General features: G+C 69.9%; 14 protein-coding genes and 1 pseudogene. 6 read left to right on the top strand and 9 right to left on the bottom strand.

Annotation, left to right across the window (positions count from 1 at the left end):
• A pseudogene (locus tag MKK84_RS08915) lies at window positions 1–123 on the top strand (IS5/IS1182 family transposase); the annotation flags it as partial.
• Window positions 124–207: 84 nt separating this feature from the next.
• Here MKK84_RS08915 and MKK84_RS08910 read toward each other — a convergent pair.
• The 4 genes from MKK84_RS08910 to MKK84_RS08895 all read right to left on the bottom strand — a co-directional run bounded on the left by MKK84_RS08910 (window position 208) and on the right by MKK84_RS08895 (window position 5142).
• Window positions 208–690, bottom strand: a complete 483-nt coding sequence (locus tag MKK84_RS08910) for a DUF1203 domain-containing protein (RefSeq protein ID WP_279599432.1) — start codon at window positions 688–690, stop codon at window positions 208–210.
• Between the two features lie 286 nt (window positions 691–976).
• On the bottom strand, window positions 977–2026 hold the full coding sequence (locus MKK84_RS08905) for an HpcH/HpaI aldolase/citrate lyase family protein (RefSeq protein WP_243918907.1): 1050 nt from the start codon (window positions 2024–2026) through the stop codon (window positions 977–979).
• Window positions 2027–2279: 253 nt separating this feature from the next.
• On the bottom strand, window positions 2280–3626 hold the full coding sequence (locus tag MKK84_RS08900) for a tlde1 domain-containing protein (RefSeq protein WP_243918905.1): 1347 nt from the start codon (window positions 3624–3626) through the stop codon (window positions 2280–2282).
• A 175-nt stretch (window positions 3627–3801) separates the two neighbouring features.
• Window positions 3802–5142, bottom strand: coding sequence for an AmpG family muropeptide MFS transporter (locus tag MKK84_RS08895; protein ID WP_243918903.1), 1341 nt, complete (start codon window positions 5140–5142; stop codon window positions 3802–3804).
• Between the two features lie 140 nt (window positions 5143–5282).
• Here MKK84_RS08895 and MKK84_RS08890 point away from each other — a divergent pair, with 140 nt between their 5' ends.
• Window positions 5283–5636, top strand: coding sequence for a hypothetical protein (locus MKK84_RS08890; protein ID WP_243918901.1), 354 nt, complete (start codon window positions 5283–5285; stop codon window positions 5634–5636).
• A 31-nt stretch (window positions 5637–5667) separates the two neighbouring features.
• On the opposite strand, the gene mfd is transcribed toward MKK84_RS08890, so the two are convergent.
• Window positions 5668–9267 (bottom strand): transcription-repair coupling factor, encoded by a 3600-nt coding sequence (gene mfd / locus MKK84_RS08885; protein ID WP_243918899.1) that lies wholly within the window; start codon window positions 9265–9267, stop codon window positions 5668–5670.
• Between the two features lie 519 nt (window positions 9268–9786).
• Between mfd and MKK84_RS08880 the strand changes: the two genes are divergently transcribed.
• The gene (locus tag MKK84_RS08880; protein ID WP_243918897.1) at window positions 9787–10134 is read left to right on the top strand and encodes a BrnA antitoxin family protein; all 348 of its coding nucleotides are present in this window, start codon (window positions 9787–9789) and stop codon (window positions 10132–10134) included.
• 21 nt (window positions 10135–10155) lie between these two features.
• Here the strand turns inward: MKK84_RS08880 and MKK84_RS08875 are convergent, their stop codons facing one another.
• Complete coding sequence (locus tag MKK84_RS08875; protein ID WP_243918895.1) at window positions 10156–10386, bottom strand: hypothetical protein; 231 nt, start codon at window positions 10384–10386, stop codon at window positions 10156–10158.
• A gap of 11 nt (window positions 10387–10397) precedes the next feature.
• Entirely contained in the window at window positions 10398–10694 is a 297-nt protein-coding gene (locus MKK84_RS08870; RefSeq protein WP_243918909.1) for a succinate dehydrogenase assembly factor 2, read from the bottom strand.
• Window positions 10695–10883: 189 nt separating this feature from the next.
• Between MKK84_RS08870 and MKK84_RS08865 the strand changes: the two genes are divergently transcribed.
• The 3 genes from MKK84_RS08865 (at window position 10884) to MKK84_RS08855 (ending at window position 12775) form a co-directional block, all read left to right on the top strand.
• Entirely contained in the window at window positions 10884–11861 is a 978-nt protein-coding gene (locus MKK84_RS08865; RefSeq protein ID WP_243918893.1) for a quinone oxidoreductase family protein, read from the top strand.
• Entirely contained in the window at window positions 11858–12484 is a 627-nt protein-coding gene (pncA, locus tag MKK84_RS08860; protein WP_243918891.1) for a bifunctional nicotinamidase/pyrazinamidase, read from the top strand. Before MKK84_RS08865 ends, pncA begins: the two co-directional genes overlap by 4 nt.
• Window positions 12485–12574: 90 nt before the next feature.
• On the top strand, window positions 12575–12775 hold the full coding sequence (locus MKK84_RS08855) for a hypothetical protein (protein WP_243918883.1): 201 nt from the start codon (window positions 12575–12577) through the stop codon (window positions 12773–12775).
• Between the two features lie 64 nt (window positions 12776–12839).
• Here MKK84_RS08855 and MKK84_RS08850 read toward each other — a convergent pair whose 3' ends face one another.
• Both MKK84_RS08850 and dinB read right to left on the bottom strand, forming a co-directional pair.
• Window positions 12840–13070 (bottom strand): hypothetical protein, encoded by a 231-nt coding sequence (locus MKK84_RS08850; protein ID WP_243918881.1) that lies wholly within the window; start codon window positions 13068–13070, stop codon window positions 12840–12842.
• A 214-nt stretch (window positions 13071–13284) separates the two neighbouring features.
• A complete protein-coding gene (dinB, locus tag MKK84_RS08845; protein WP_243918879.1) occupies window positions 13285–14367 on the bottom strand; it encodes a DNA polymerase IV in 1083 nt (360 codons plus the stop codon).
• Window positions 14368–14695: the final 328 nt, after the last annotated feature.

Here is a 14695-nt window from a genome sequence, read left to right as displayed (position 1 = left end):
CGGATCGAGCGCCTGTTTGGTCATCTCAAGAACTGGCGGCGCGTGGCGACCCGATACGACCGCTTGGCCTGCAACTACCTCGCCGCCGTCGCACTCGTTTCCTGTGTCATCGCATGGACCTGAATGAGTCCCCTACCTAGTGGTCCAAATCTGACGCTTGATACCCACGTGCAGGGTGGGTTGCAGTCAGCGGGGCCGAGCTTGCGCTCAGCTGGGTATGCGTCTCACGAGTGATAGCAAGCAGCCCGGCCGTGCGGTGTGAATGTTCACAAATTCAGTGCGTGGATCGCTGAGAGCACACATAAGCGGGCCGTCAACGTCATAGCCAGAACAGACGTGACCAAGATCGTAGAGACATAGGTGGTCAACATCATAAGCTCGAACTGATACGAGCGGGTTCGCTCGCACGATGGGCGCCACATCGTTGACGACTTCGCCACACGGGCATTCTGTCTCGTGCAGGAAAATCGGACTTGGCGTCCAGTAGACACCCAGGGGTTGCGGTAAATCGTAAGACCCCAGCAGCATCGTTTCACCGGGGCGGGCGAGCTGCAGACAGTGTCTACAGGGAAAAGCACGGCTCGATGTCGCTATGACGCTCCGGATCTGGTTGCCTCGATCATCGAGTCTGGTGCGGCGGAAGCGATTGGCGACCTCCGTCGCGATCGGAATACATTGAAACGCAGTCATTCAGGCACCTCCGCGGCGTGCCGTAAGGCGCGTCGCGGCGTGTCGCATCCCGTTTCTTGCGTTCGAATCGAGGGCTCGACGCCTGAACACCCCTTTGGATCGGGAGCGGCCCACGGCGGCGGGTATCAGGCGTCAGACCTGGGCCAGGAGCGCTTCTCCCCTCTCCGCAAGCTTGAGCGATCCCGGGCAGGCCCGGGATCGCCAGGGGAGGAGAGAACCCCGCAGCCAACGTGGCGTGAACATCAGAACCCATACGGGAGGGAGGGCCTCGCAGCCCCGGCCCCGCTCACCCCAGCTTGTACACCGCCGCCAGCTCCGGATCCTTCGCGGCCACCAGCTTGGCCAGATCGACGATGACCTTGGCCTGCTTCCACGTGGCGTCGTCCTGCATCTTGCCGTCGAGCATCACGGCGCCGGTGCCGTCCGGCATGGCCTCGACGATCCGGGCCGCGAAGGCCACCTCGGCGGGGTCCGGGGCGAAGACCGTCTTGGCGATCACCACCTGGCTCGGATGCAGCGTCCAGGCGCCGGCGCAGCCCATCAGGAAGGCGTTGCGGAACTGCGACTCGCACGCCGCGCCATCGGAGAAATCACCGAACGGGCCGTAGAACGCCTTGATGCCGTTGGCCATGCAGGCATCGACCATCTTGGCGATCGTGTAGTGCCAGAGATCCTGCTGGGCCGTGGCCCGGGGGGCGTCGCCGGCGGGATCGCTGAGCACCCGGTAATCCGGATGGCCGCCGCCGACCCGGGTGGTCTTCATGCCGCGGGAGGCCGCCAGATCGGCCGGCCCGAGGCTCATGCCGTGCATCCGCGGCGAGGCCGACGCGATGGCGTCGACATTGGCCACGCCCTCGGCGGTCTCCAGGATCGCGTGGACCAGGATCGGCTTCGTCACCCCGTGCCGCGCCTCGAGCTGGGCGAGCAATTGGTCGATGTAGTGGATGTCCCACGGGCCCTCGACCTTGGGCACCATCACGACGTCGAGCTTGTCGCCGACCTCGGCCACGATCGTGAACAGGTCGTCCAAGATCCAGGGGGAGTTGAGGGCGTTGATCCGGGTCCAGAGGCCGGTGCCGGTGGCGGCGAAGTCGGTCGCCTGGGCCATCGCCACGAAACCCTTGCGGGCCGCCTCCTTCTGGTCGGCCGGGACCGCGTCCTCCAGGTTGCCCAGCACCACGTCGACCGTGCCGGCGAGCTCCGGCACCCGGGCGCGGACCTTGTCGTTGTGCGGCGGCACGAAGTGGATCATCCGCTCCAGCCGCACCGGCAAGTCGCGGAACGGGGCCGGCGCGCCGGTGGCGAGGGGCTGGAAGAAGCGGCGGGGCAGTTTCATCGGGTGCCTCTTGTCGGGGGCTGGCGTCTGCTCCCGTTAGAGCCGTTCCCGATCGCATTGCAATCGGGAACACTGGCACGGCCCCGTGAAGACACAGAACCCGATCACGGATTCCAAAGGACAAGTCCTTTGGCGGGTGCAGGGCAGGGCCCTGCGGTACGGATCCTGAACCCCCGTTCGGGGGTCCAGGATCCGTAGGCCGGGGTTTCACCCCGACACCCCACCAAAGGGACGGGGTCCCTTTAGAAACCCATCAGCCCCGGCTGCCCCCGCGCTCGCCCATGCCGACCCGGCCGAACAGGCCGTCGCCGGCCACGACCACGAGGCGCCGGACCTCGCCCCGCAGGAAGGCCTGCAGGAAGCGGTTGTAGTCGCGGAACGAGACACAGCCGTTCGAGGCGCCGGGCTGGCGCAGCATGTAGGTGTGAGCGAGCAGGCCGTCGCGGCCGTGGATCGAACCGCTGCCGCCGACCGGGGTGAGGCGGATCGCCCGCACCCCGTGGAACAGGCGCTCGCGCTCGGTCAGCATGTAGGTGCCCGGCGGCGTCGAGCCGCGCATGCGCAGGTGGACGAAGCGCGGGCTGTCCATCGCCTCACCGAGGCCGGAATGGGCCTCCAGCACCTCGCCGGACGGGAGCGTCACCGTGCGGGCGGTGATGTCGTAGACCGCCGTGCCGCCGACGGATTCGGGCTCCGGGCTGATCCGGGTGCGCGGGGCCGCCTGCGGCAGGGTATCGGGGCTGGCATAGGCCAGGGCCTGACGCGGCTCCTGCCGGGGCGCGGCGGCGCCGACGCCGAACAGCTTCTCGAAGAAGGACGGCTCCTCCGCCATGGCGGCGCGGAACACGTCGCGAGTGCGGGGCAGGGCGCGGGCCGCCACCCGGGCGGGCAGGGCGGCACGCGGTGCGGCAGGCTGCGGCCGCAGCTCGGCCGGGCGGGCCACCGGCAGCGGCACCAGGGCGGAGGCCGGATTGGGCACGAAGGCGGCGGGGGTCGGCTCGGCCATGGCAAGCCGCAGGGGCGCGGGCGCCTGCGTGCCAGCAATCCCCTTGGGCGCGGCCAGCCCCTTGGACGCGGCGACAGGCGCGTCCGGGGCCTGCGCGGTCCGGATCCGCTCGGCCTTGACCTGCTCCGCGCGCGCGACCTGCCGGGCGATCTCCCGGACCGCCGGAGATGGCTCGGACAGGGCGACCTGGGTTGTGGCGGCGACCTGGAAGTCCGTCGGCAGCGCGGCGCCGCCGAAGTCGGTCGCGGCGCCGGAGCCCAAAGCGGGGCTCGGATCGAGCATCCAGGCGAGATTCGGCTGCGACGCGGCGTGCGGCGCGGTGGCGAGGGCCGGCCGCAATGCGGGCCCCTCGGAGGGGGCGGGGCCCTGCGGCTGGATGAGGATCGCCCAGCCGGCCAGGGTCACGGCGGTCAGGCCGATGAGCCCCGTGAGACGGGCGCGGCGGCGGGCCCGGCGCATGGCGCTCGGGTAGGGCACACGGGTGCGGGCGACGGGATCGTAGGGCGTCTCGACGTAGACGATGCGCTGCGGCGCGGCCCGCCGCACGGGCTCCGCGACCTGATACGCGGTTCGGGACATTGCAGCCTGAGCCATTCGGGGAACTCGCGCACGCGCTTCCCCGGAGGCAGCCGCCGCCGTTCGCCCGCGGAAGCCGTTTCCGCGCACGTGGCCTGGGTTGCCCATCTGGGAAGGACATCAACCGTCCACCCATTAAGCGGCCTTATGGTTAAGTCTTGCTGAAGACGCGCACGCCGCCGCGAATACGCGTTCAGGACGCCTGCGCGGGGGTCTCCATCGGCGCGTCCATCGGCCCGTGCCGGCGCGCGACCAGCACGCAGAGCAGGGCCACCGGCACGCCGATCAGGGACGTGCCGACGAAGAACCACGTGAACCCGGTCCATTCGATCACGAAGCCCGAGAACCCGGCGAGCAGGCTGCCCGGCAGGGCGCAGAGCGAGGTCAACAGGGCGTACTGGCTCGCCGCATGCGCGGTGGCCGAGAGCCGCGACATGTAGGTGATCAGCACGATCGACGCGAAGGCGTAGGCGAAGCCGTCGATCCCGACGGTGAACGCGAAGGTCCAGAACGCCGCCCCGCCATGGCCGCCGTGCCACGCGAGATAGGCGAGCGCGAGGTGCGAGGCCGAGGCCACCACGGTGCCGATCAGCAGGCTCGCCATCATGCCGATCCGCGGGATGATGGCGCTCGCCAGGAACGTCCCGCCGAGCGCGATCCAGAAGCCGAACAGTTTCGTCACCGTGGCGATGTCGGTGTTGGAATAGCCGAGCGTCTTGAACAGCGGGATCGCCATGGCGTTCGAGACGTAGCCGGGCATCCGGAAGCCCGCGACCAGCGCCAGCACCGGCACGGCCAGCGGCCCGAGGCGGGCCAGCAGGTCGCGGATCGGCGCCCAGACGGTCTCGACGAAGCCGCCGGTGGCGGGGGTCTCGGGGGCGGGGGGTTCGGGCGCCAGCAGCGCCGCGATCGTGCCGGGGGCCATGAGCGCGGCCATGCACAGATAGGCGACGCGCCAGCCATACGCGTCGGACAGGTAGAGGGCGCCGGCCCCTGCCGCGAGGTTGCCGATCCGGTAGCCGATCTCCGACCACGACGACATCAGCGCCTGCTGCTCGGGCGGTGCGGCGGTGATGCGCCAGCCGTCGATGACCACGTCCTGGGTGGCACCCGCGACGCCGAGCGCCAGGGAGAACGCCACCGTCCAGGCGAGCCAGTGGGCCGGATCGCCGAAGGCGACGCCCGCGAGCGCCAGCGCCACCAGGATCTGGGTGGCGACGATCCAGCCCCGGCGCCGGCCGAGCCAGCGGCCGATGAGCGGCGCGTCGTGACGGTCGAGGAAGGGGGCCCAGAGGAACTTGAGCTTGTAGGCGATGGTGAGCTCGCTCATCAGCCCGATCGTGGCCAGCGGCACCTTCGCCTGGACGAGCCACGCCGACTGGGTCGCGTAGACGAGCAGGAACGGGATGCCCTGCGCGAAGCCGAGCCCGAGCACCGCGGCGACGCGCCGGTCGGCGAACAGGGGGGCGAGGAAGGCGCCTGTGGCGGCCTTCACCGGCTCGGGCGCGCCGGTGACCGGTGCCGGGTTTGCCATCCACGCGTCTCCTGAGTTTCAGGGAGGAGAAGCAGAGATGCGCTGTCAGCGCAACGATCAGGCCCTGCGATGGCACGGCGCGACGGCGTGCGGGAATCACGCTATGCTGATGCCGTGAAAGGACGGCGACGGAGGTCGACATGGACGCCCCCACGGTCCTCACGGCCGCCGAGGCCCAGGGACAGGCCACCTACGGCATGGCGAACCTGCGCTCGAAGACCACAGGTTTGCCGTTCATCGTGTTCATCTCGCAGAGGGGCGGCGCCCGGCACGACGCCCGCGTGAAGGTCTCGCTCGGACCTCGGGTCCAGCCCGATCAGATGGGCTCGTATCAGGTGAGACCCTTCCGATACACGGACGGCCCACGCCTCGATCCCGCCGACGAGGCGCGCCTGAAAGCCTGGGTCGCGCTGAATCGCGACGTGCTCATCAGCTACTGGGACGGGCACATCGAGTTCACGGAAGACGCGATCGACTTGCTCAAGCCGGTGTGAGTCCACGCCGGCTCAGGCCCTCACAAGATCGTCACGCCGCCTTCTTCGCCCGCCCGGCGATCGTCACCAGGCTGCGCAGTACCTCGGTGGCGGTCTTGAGCCGCGCCGGGACGGTGTTCAGGTCGCGCACGAACACCACGCTCATGTCGGGCCGCACCTTTGCGAAGGAGGCCTGCTCGGCGACATAGGCCACCAGCCCCTGCGGGTTGGCGTAGGACTTGTCGCGGAAGTGGACCACCACGCCCTTCGGCCCGGCCTCGACCTTCTCGACATTGGCCTTGAGGCACAGGATCTTGATCGTGCCGATCTTGAGAAGCTGCTCCACCTCGGGCGGCAGCGGCCCGAACCGGTCAATCATCTCGGCCCCGAAACTCTCCATCTCGGCATCGTCCTGGATGGTGGCGAGCCGCCGGTAGAGCGCCAGCCGCACCCCCAGATCCTCGACGTAATCCCCCGGGATCGTGACCGGCGCGCCGAGCGCGATGGTCGGCGACCACGCCTCCTCGGGCAGGTCCTCGATGCCGGCCTTGAGCGCGGTGACCGCGTCTTCCAACATCTGCTGGTAGAGTTCGTAGCCGACTTCCTTGATGTGGCCGGACTGGGCATCGCCCAGCAGGTTGCCAGCGCCGCGGATGTCGAGGTCGTGGGAGGCGAGCTGGAAGCCCGCGCCCAGCGTGTCGAGGCTCTGCAGCACCTTGAGCCGCTGCTCGGCCTGGGCGGTGAGCTGGCGGTTGGCCGGGGTCGTGAACAGCGCGTAGGCCCGGGCCTTCGAGCGCCCGACCCGGCCGCGCAGCTGGTAGAGCTGGGCCAGACCGAACATGTCGGCCCGGTGGACGATCAGGGTGTTGGCGGTCGGGATGTCGAGGCCCGATTCCACGATCGTGGTCGAGAGCAGCACGTCGAACTTGCCCTCGTAGAAGGCCGTCATCACGTCCTCGAGCTGGCCCGCCGCCATCTGGCCGTGGGCCACCGCGACCTTGATCTCGGGCATCTCGGTGTCGAGGAATCGTTTGACCTCCGCCAGATCCTCGATCCGCGGAACCACGTAGAAGGCCTGCCCGCCGCGGTAGCGCTCGCGCAGCAGGGCCTCCCGGATGGTCAGGGGATCGAACGGCGTCACGAAGGTGCGCACCACCAGCCGGTCGACCGGGGGCGTGGCGATGATCGACAGTTCGCGCACGCCCGTCATGGCGAGCTGGAGCGTACGCGGGATCGGGGTCGCCGACAGCGTCAGCACGTGGACGTCGGCCTGCAGCGCCTTCAGCCGCTCCTTGTGGGCGACGCCGAAATGCTGCTCCTCGTCCACGATGATCAGGCCGAGATCCCTGAACGCGATGTTCTTGGCGAGCAGCGCGTGGGTGCCGACCACGATGTCGACCGTGCCGGCGGCGAGACCGGCGCGGGCCTGCTTCATCTCGGCCGCGGAGGCGAAGCGCGAGAGCTGCGCGATCTGGATCGGCAGTCCCGAGAAGCGCTCGGCGAACGTGCGAAAATGCTGGCGGGCCAGCAGGGTGGTGGGCACGATCACCGCCACCTGCTTGCCCGAGATCGCCGCCGCGAAGGCGGCGCGCAACGCCACCTCGGTCTTGCCGAAGCCGACATCGCCGCAGACCAGCCGGTCCATGGGCCGGCCGGCATTGAGGTCGTCGAGCACCGCATCGATGGCGTTGGCCTGATCCTCGGTCTCCTCGAACGGGAAGCGGGCGGCGAACTCGCCGTAGAGCCCCTCCGGCGCCTTGAGGGCCGGCGCCTTCCGGACGAAGCGCTGGGCCGCGACCTTGATCAGCTCGCCCGCCATCTCGAGGATGCGGCGCTTCATCTTGGCCTTGCGGGCCTGCCACGCGCCGCCGCCGAGCCGGTCGAGGGCGACCTCGGCATCCTCCGAGCCGTAGCGGGTCAGGAGTTCGATATTCTCTACCGGCAGCAGCAGCAGGCCGCCGGTGTACTGCAGCTCCAGGCAATCGTGCGGGGCGCCGGCGGCGTGGATCGTCTTGAGCCCGACGAACCGGCCGATGCCGTGGTCGGCATGGACCACGATGTCGCCGGGCTGCAGCGCCTGGACTTCCAGGATCACGTCCTGGGGCCGCTTGGCCTTGCGCTTCTGGCGGACCAGCCGGTCGCCGAGGATGTCGCCCTCGGACACCACGGCGAGTTCGCCCGCGACGAAGCCCGATTCCAGGCCCCAGACCGCCACAGCCGCGTCGGTGCCGCGCTTCAACGCGTAGACGTCGGTGAGCCGGGTGATCGCCACGGGCTTCTTCAGGCCGTGATCGGTGAGCACGCCGCAGAGCCGGTCGCGGGAGCCGTCGGACCACGCGCCCAGGATCACATGATGACCGGATCCCTGGAGGTCGCGGATATGCGCCACCGCGGCGTCGAACACGCTGGTGTTCTCCTCGGCCCGCTCCGGCGCAAAATTCCGGCCGGCCTTGGCGCCGCAATCGATCACCGCACGCTCAGGAGACTCGGGCTGCGCGAAGGGTGTCAGCCGCGCCACCGTGGCGGTGGCGATCCGCTCCTTCAGCTCGTTCGGCATCAGGTAGAGGGCGCGCGGCGGCAGCGGCTTGTAGGGGGCGACGCCGGCCTGCGGCGTCTTCATCGCGGCTTCGCGGGCCTGATAGTAATCCTGGACCAGCGCGATCCGCTCGGCGGCCGCATCCTCGACCTGCGGGTCGAACACCAGCGGCACGCCGCCGAGATAATCGAACAGGGTGTCGAGGCCGTCGTAGAACAGCGGCATCCAGTGCTCGAGGCCGGCATAGCGCCGTCCCTCGCTCACGGTCTCGTAGAGCCGGTCGTCCCGGGTGGCGGCGCCGAAACTCTGGATGTAGCCCTGGCGGAAGCGCCGGATCGTCTCGGTGGTGAGCTGGACCTCGCTCATCGGCATCAGGTCGAGGGAGCGGAGCTGGCCGGTGGTGCGCTGGGTCTCCGGATCGAAGGCGCGGATCGATTCCAGCGTGTCGCCGAAGAAATCGAGGCGGATCGGCGCCGGCAGGCCCGGCGGCGACAGATCGAGGATACCGCCGCGCACGGCGTACTCACCGGTATCCCGCACCGTCCCGGTGCGCAGGAAGCCGTTGGCCTCGACCCAGGCGACCACGTCGTCCATGGCCACGACGTTGCCGATCGCCGCCGAGAACGCCTCCCGGGCGATGTGGGCCCGGGGCGGCACACGCTGCACCAGGGCGTTGACGGTGGTGCAGAGGATGCGCGGCCGGTCCTCGGCCGAGCGGGTCCGGGCGAGGCGGGCGAGCGCGGTCATCCGGGCCGCGGCCGTAGCGGTGGTCGGCGAGACCCGGTCGTAGGGCTGGCAGTCCCAGGCCGGCAGGCTCATCACCTCCATCTCGGGCGCGACGAAGCCGAGGGCCGCCTGGAACGACGCCGAGCGCCCGGAATCGCGCGCCACGTGGACCAGCACGGCCGGCGCATCGACGGTGGGGGCCAGCGCGCGGGCGAGGTCGGCGAGCGCCAGGGCGTCGAACCCCTCCGGGGCGCTCGCCAGGACCGGGCTGTCGCCGCGCTTGAGGGCGTCGATCGCCTGGGCGAGCGCCGAGGATTTCGGCAGGGCGAAGCGCGCGACCTGCTGTTTGGCGGGCGCGGGCGCGGAAGGCTTCGGTTGCGGCTTGGCCATCGGGTCTTTCGCGGGGGATCCCGCCGGGCACGTCAGGGGCAGAGGTCGGGTGGCGTTAGCCGATCGGGCCGCCACGATAAAGCGTTCCCGGGGTCACGGCTGAACGGACCCTATATGGCCGTTCTGCTGCAGTCACGGAACGGTTGTCGGGCTGCGTTTCGGGGAAGCGCGCCGCTGCTGGAGAGATAACGCGACAGGGGGGGCACCGACGAACGTTCCGGACGCGACGAGCCCCCTCTCCCGTGCGGGAGAGGGTTGGGGTGAGGGGCGAGAACGCTCAGGATCGAACATCGCCGCGCCGATAGAGCGCTCCTCTTCCTGAAGGCCCCGATCCCTTACCCTGTCCCTCTCCCGCACGGGAGAGGGGACCCGCGCCTCGTCCGGCGATGACGGGGAAGAGCATTGCATCACCGTCGGCCAAGCCCTCGATGGTGTCTTCACCGTCGTCTACACCATGCGCGGACCGGGTGACGCGGCTCGTCACCGCTTGGCCTGCGAACAGGAAGGAGCGCGCACGCGATGGCGCACGCTGACGCGATCACCTTCACCCGCTTGGCGGACGGTACGCTGCTGCAACGGCAGCCCGACGGAACGTTCCGGCCTGTCGCTACCGACAGCGACCGTGGGCAGCTCGCGGCGCTCACCGAGGAGGCGATCAAGCACATGAGCTCATCCGACTTGGACCATCCCGGGCTCGACGACGCCTTCTGGGACGATGCCGAAACGGGCTCGCCGGACAGGGAGGCAGTCTCGATCCAGCGCGACAGCGACGTGCTGCGTTACTTCCGGAACGCCGGCCGGGGCCATCAGGCGCGGATCAACGCGGTGTTGCGGCGCCCCATGCTCGCCGTCAGGAAGGGGCGCTGAGCGCTTTCCCAACCGGCTCCTTCACGCATCCGGCCCGACGATCTCGGCCAAAGCCGCCTCGACCCGGCCGCGGAAGAAATCCGCGTTGGGCATGTCCTGGGTCATTGCCTCCGCGCGGGCCGTGGCCTGCCGCAGGATCTCGCCGCGGAGCGCCGGATCGGAGCGCTCCATCATCTCCAGCATGATCCGCACCACCAGTTCGGTCGCGATCGACCGGGCCGGGTGGTCGTAAGGAGGCTTGGGTTCGTCCATCACGGTCCCTCTCAGGAATGGATCGGCGCATCGTGCCGGTGGAACGCGCGCACGCGCTGCCAGACCGACGTGTCGTAGTTCGAAGGTGTCTCGACCTCGCCGGTGAGCCACTTGAACAGGTCGCGGTCCGGCACCTCGATCAGCGCCTCGAACTGGTCGAGTTCCGCCTCCGACAGCTCACCGATCTCGGCATCGGCGAAGCGGCCCATGATCAGGTCCATCTCGCGGATGCCTCGGTGCCAGGCGCGGAAGAGGAGGCGGCGGCGGCGCGGATCGAGGTCGGCGCTGGTGCGGGTGGTGCCGGACATTTTCTTCGGGACTTCCGGTCGGAGGGACGGGCGGGCGTTCATGCCAAGATAGGCGGCCATCCGCCGAGGATCCAGGATCCGGCCCCGGAGGCCCAGCGGGGCGAGGGCCAAAAAGCAATTGCCTCCGTCAGACGCTTCGTTATTTCGAATGCCAACGCCCCGCACGGGGCGGCGAGCGGGAGTCCAGCGATGCCGAAGGCGATCCGGGTCTACGAGTACGGCGGCCCCGAGGTGATGAAGTTCGAGGACGTGCCCCTGGCCGAGCCCGGCCCCGGCCAGATCCGGGTCAAACAGGCGGCGATCGGCGTCAACTTCATCGACATCTACTTCCGCACCGGCGCCTACAAGGCGCCGCACCTGCCCTACACCCCCGGCAAGGAGGGGGCCGGCACCGTCACGGCGGTCGGCGAGGGCGTGACCCAGTTCAAGCCGGGCGACCGGGTCGCCTACGGCTCGGTCGCCGATGGCTGCTACGCCGAGGAGGCGCTGATTCCGGCCGCGGCGGCCGTTCCGATCCCGGACGGCGTCGACGAAAAGACCGCCGCCGCCATGATGCTCAAGGGCCTGACCGCCGAGTACCTGCTGCATCGGACCTACGCGGTGAAGCCCGGCGACACGATCCTGTGGCACGCCGCCGCCGGCGGCGTCGGCCTGATCGCCTGCCAATGGGCCAAGCATCTCGGTGCCACGGTGATCGGCACCGCCGGCAGCCCCGAGAAGGCCGCGCTCGCCAAGCAGAACGGCTGCGACCACGTCATCCTGTACCGCGAGGAGGATGTCGCCAAGCGGGTGCGCGAGATCACCGGCGGCAAGGGCGTGCCGGTGGTCTATGACGGCGTCGGCCAGGCGACCCTGATGGGCTCGCTCGATAGCCTCGCGCCGATGGGCCTGCTGGCGAGCTTCGGCTCCGCCTCCGGGGCGATCACGGGGCTCGACCTCGGCCTGCTCGCCCCGCGCGGCTCGCTCTACGTGACCCGCCCGACGCTGGCGACCTTCTCGTCCAACCGCGCCACCCTGGAGGAGGCCGCCGCCCGCCTGTTCGAGGTGGTCGGCAGCGGCGCGGTGAAGATCGCGGTCAACGCCACCTACCCGCTGACCGAGGCGCAGCAGGTGCATCGCGACCTCGCGGGCCGGGAGACCACCGGCTCGATCGTGATGCTGCCGTGACACCCGGCGCCTCCGACCTGCTCCTCGTGATCGACGTGCAGGTCGATTTCCTTCCGGGCGGGGCGCTCCCCGTCCCGGAGGGCGACGCGGTGGTCGGGCCGGTCAATGCGCTGCAGGGCCGCTTCCGCAACGTCGCCCTGACGCAGGACTGGCACCCGGCCGACCACGTCTCCTTCGCGGACAACCATGCCGGGCGGGCCCCGTTCGAGCGCGTGGCGCTCCCCTACGGCGAGCAGGTGCTGTGGCCCCGGCACTGCGTCCAGGGCAGTCCGGGCGCGGCGTTCGCGCCGGGGCTCGCCACCGACCCGGCGGGACTCGTAATCCGCAAGGGCCTGGATCCCCGGATCGACAGCTACTCGGCCTTCCTGGAGGCCGACCGGACCACCCGCACCGGGCTCGCCGGGGCGCTCCGGGAGCGTGGGATCAGCCGCCTCGTCCTATGCGGCCTCGCCGCGGATTTCTGCGTGGCCTGGAGTGCGCTGGATTCACGTGACGCGGGCTTCGAGGTCTGGGTCGTGGCGGATGCAGTGCGCGGCATCGACGTGGACGGGTCGCTCGCGCAGGCCTGGGCGCGGATGGACGCGGCCGGCGTGCACCGGATCGAGGCGGCCGAGATCGGCTGAATCCCAGGGAGGCGAACCGCCGCACGGGTTGGGCGCGACCGCCCCCGCCCCGACGCGTTGGCCTGACATCCGCATCCGACAGGAGCCCACATGTCAGGCAAGCACCCCAAGACCGAGACCCCGACCGACGCCGACCTCAAGGGCAATCCCGGCATCGGCACCTCGAAGGGCATGACCGGTGCCGACCCGGCGGATCTGCAGGCGGATTCGACCTTCGAGGGCGACGTCGACAACGAGACAAAGCTCGACGGCGGCATCGACCCGAACCATCGTCCGCGCAAGAACGCCTGAAGACGAGCACCCGCGGTCGCGGGACGACCCCGGACCGCTCGACCGGTCCGGGGCCTCGGAATCCTCAGCGGGTGCGCGCCGGCGCCGGGCGGTTCTGGGGCGTGACCGGTCCGGTGATGGCCGGATCGCCGTGCGGTGGCGTCTGGATGAAGATCTGGCCGGGGCTCGCCGTATAGCCCCGCTGCATGGCGGCGTTGGCGGCACTGAACCCGGAGGTGCCATCGGCCAGGGCCGCGCCGGCCGAGGCGGTCAGCATCAGGGCCGTGGCGACGACAAGGGAAGCGCGTTTCGACACAAGCTGGCTCCTGCGGTTGGGTCCGACGCGCTCGGTGGCGTCAGTCGGGATTCTCGCTATCTGGGTCTCCACAGGCCAAGACTGTGTGCGACACCGCACAATCGGCAGCGGATTGCAGTATGAAGCCGACTTTCCAGCTTCAGGTCCTGTCGTTCCACCCAGCGTTCAGAGCATCGTCTCGGAAGCTGGCCGCCACATTTCGGGGCGCGGCCTGCTAAAGTCCCAGCCCGAGCTGCATCGGCTCCTCATCCTCCCCCTGGGCGAAGCCCGACAGCGACACGCCGATCAGCCGGGCACTGCGCCGCAGCGGGAACAGTCCCGCGAGCAGATCGAGGCCGATCCGCTCCAGGCTCGGCCGGTCGGGCACGGGGGCGACGAGCGATTTCGCCCGGGTGACCTGGGCAAAATCCGAGAACTTGAGCTTCAGGGTCACGGTCCGGCCGCGCATGCCCTTGGCGACGGCGCCGGCCCAGACCTTGTCCAGCAGGGGTGCCAGCCGGGCGGCCAGGACCTCGAAGGCGGCGGTGTCCTCCGAGAAGGTGGTCTCGGCGCCGATCGACTTGCGCACCCGGTGGGCGCGCACCGGCCGCATGTCGATGCCGCGGGCGACCGCGTGGTAGTACCCCGCCGACGAGCCGAAGATCTCGCGCAGGCGCTCCGGCGCCCAGGCGCGCAGGTCCGCCCCGGTGTGGATCCCGAGCCGCTTCATCTTGGCCTCGGTGACCGGACCGACCCCGTGGAACCGGCCGATCGGCAGCGCGGCCACGAAGTCCGACCCCATGGCGGGGGTGATGACGAACAGGGCGTTCGGCTTCTTGTGGTCGGAGGCCACCTTGGCCAGGAACTTGTTGTACGAGACCCCGGCCGAGGCCACGAGCCCGGTGCGCTCCAGGATCTCGGCCCGGATCGCCTTGGCCACCGCGGTGGCGGTGGGCAGCCCCAGAAGATTCTCGGTGACGTCGAGATAGGCCTCGTCGAGGGCCACCGGCTCGATGAGCGCCGTGTGCCGGGCGAAGACCGCGCGGATCTCCTCCGAGACCCCCCGGTAGACCTCGAAGCGCGGCTTCACGAACAGCAGGTCCGGGCAGAGCCGCCGGGCGGTGGCCGACGGCATGGCCGAGCGGACGCCGAACGTGCGCGCCTCGTAGCTCGCCGCCGCCACCACGCCCCGCTCCCGCGAGCCGCCCACCGCCAGGGGTTTGCCGCGCAAGGACGGGTCGTCGCGCTGCTCCACGGAGGCGTAGAACGCGTCCATGTCGATGTGGATGATTTTTCGGAGCGCGACCTCCGGATCCATCGCCGCCTCGGAGATCCGCGGTTAGTTCCCGATCTGTTCTGAAAGAGCGCGGCGGGGCGGCCGGGTCAAGGCGTGTCGGATGGGGCTCAACAGGGATGTTCCATCCGCACCCTGGAGCGACCGATCAAGCTGGTCTGTCCCACCTCCTGAGGTGCGAGCGCAGCGAGCCTCGAAGGAGGGCTCCAGGCACTGACGATCTATCTCGACATCGACGGTGTCGTGACGACGGTCGGCTATCAGCGGCAAGCCGGCAAGGACAGGCTCGATCCGGCACAGGTGGCCCGCGTCGCCGCCCTTGTGCGGGATTTCGACGCCAAGGTGGTCGTCT

Source organism: Methylobacterium sp. E-065 (assembly GCF_022829605.1).
Lineage (GTDB): Bacteria > Pseudomonadota > Alphaproteobacteria > Rhizobiales > Beijerinckiaceae > Methylobacterium.
The sequence above is the reverse complement of the archived record's forward strand: the minus strand, read 5'-3'. Positions and strand labels throughout refer to the sequence as shown.

Bases quoted from the DNA above. Each gene is read 5' to 3' on its own strand.
- MKK84_RS08910 (WP_279599432.1), bottom strand. From the start codon at position 690: ATGACTGCGTTTCAATGTATTCCGATCGCGACGGAGGTCGCCAATCGC.
- MKK84_RS08905 (WP_243918907.1), bottom strand. From the start codon at position 2,026: ATGAAACTGCCCCGCCGCTTCTTCCAGCCCCTCGCCACCGGCGCGCCG.
- MKK84_RS08900 (WP_243918905.1), bottom strand. From the start codon at position 3,626: ATGGCTCAGGCTGCAATGTCCCGAACCGCGTATCAGGTCGCGGAGCCC.
- MKK84_RS08895 (WP_243918903.1), bottom strand. From the start codon at position 5,142: ATGGCAAACCCGGCACCGGTCACCGGCGCGCCCGAGCCGGTGAAGGCC.
- MKK84_RS08890 (WP_243918901.1), top strand. From the start codon at position 5,283: ATGGACGCCCCCACGGTCCTCACGGCCGCCGAGGCCCAGGGACAGGCC.
- mfd (WP_243918899.1), bottom strand. From the start codon at position 9,267: ATGGCCAAGCCGCAACCGAAGCCTTCCGCGCCCGCGCCCGCCAAACAG.
- MKK84_RS08880 (WP_243918897.1), top strand. From the start codon at position 9,787: ATGGCGCACGCTGACGCGATCACCTTCACCCGCTTGGCGGACGGTACG.
- MKK84_RS08875 (WP_243918895.1), bottom strand. From the start codon at position 10,386: ATGGACGAACCCAAGCCTCCTTACGACCACCCGGCCCGGTCGATCGCG.
- MKK84_RS08870 (WP_243918909.1), bottom strand. From the start codon at position 10,694: ATGTCCGGCACCACCCGCACCAGCGCCGACCTCGATCCGCGCCGCCGC.
- MKK84_RS08865 (WP_243918893.1), top strand. From the start codon at position 10,884: ATGCCGAAGGCGATCCGGGTCTACGAGTACGGCGGCCCCGAGGTGATG.
- MKK84_RS08855 (WP_243918883.1), top strand. From the start codon at position 12,575: ATGTCAGGCAAGCACCCCAAGACCGAGACCCCGACCGACGCCGACCTC.
- dinB (WP_243918879.1), bottom strand. From the start codon at position 14,367: ATGGATCCGGAGGTCGCGCTCCGAAAAATCATCCACATCGACATGGAC.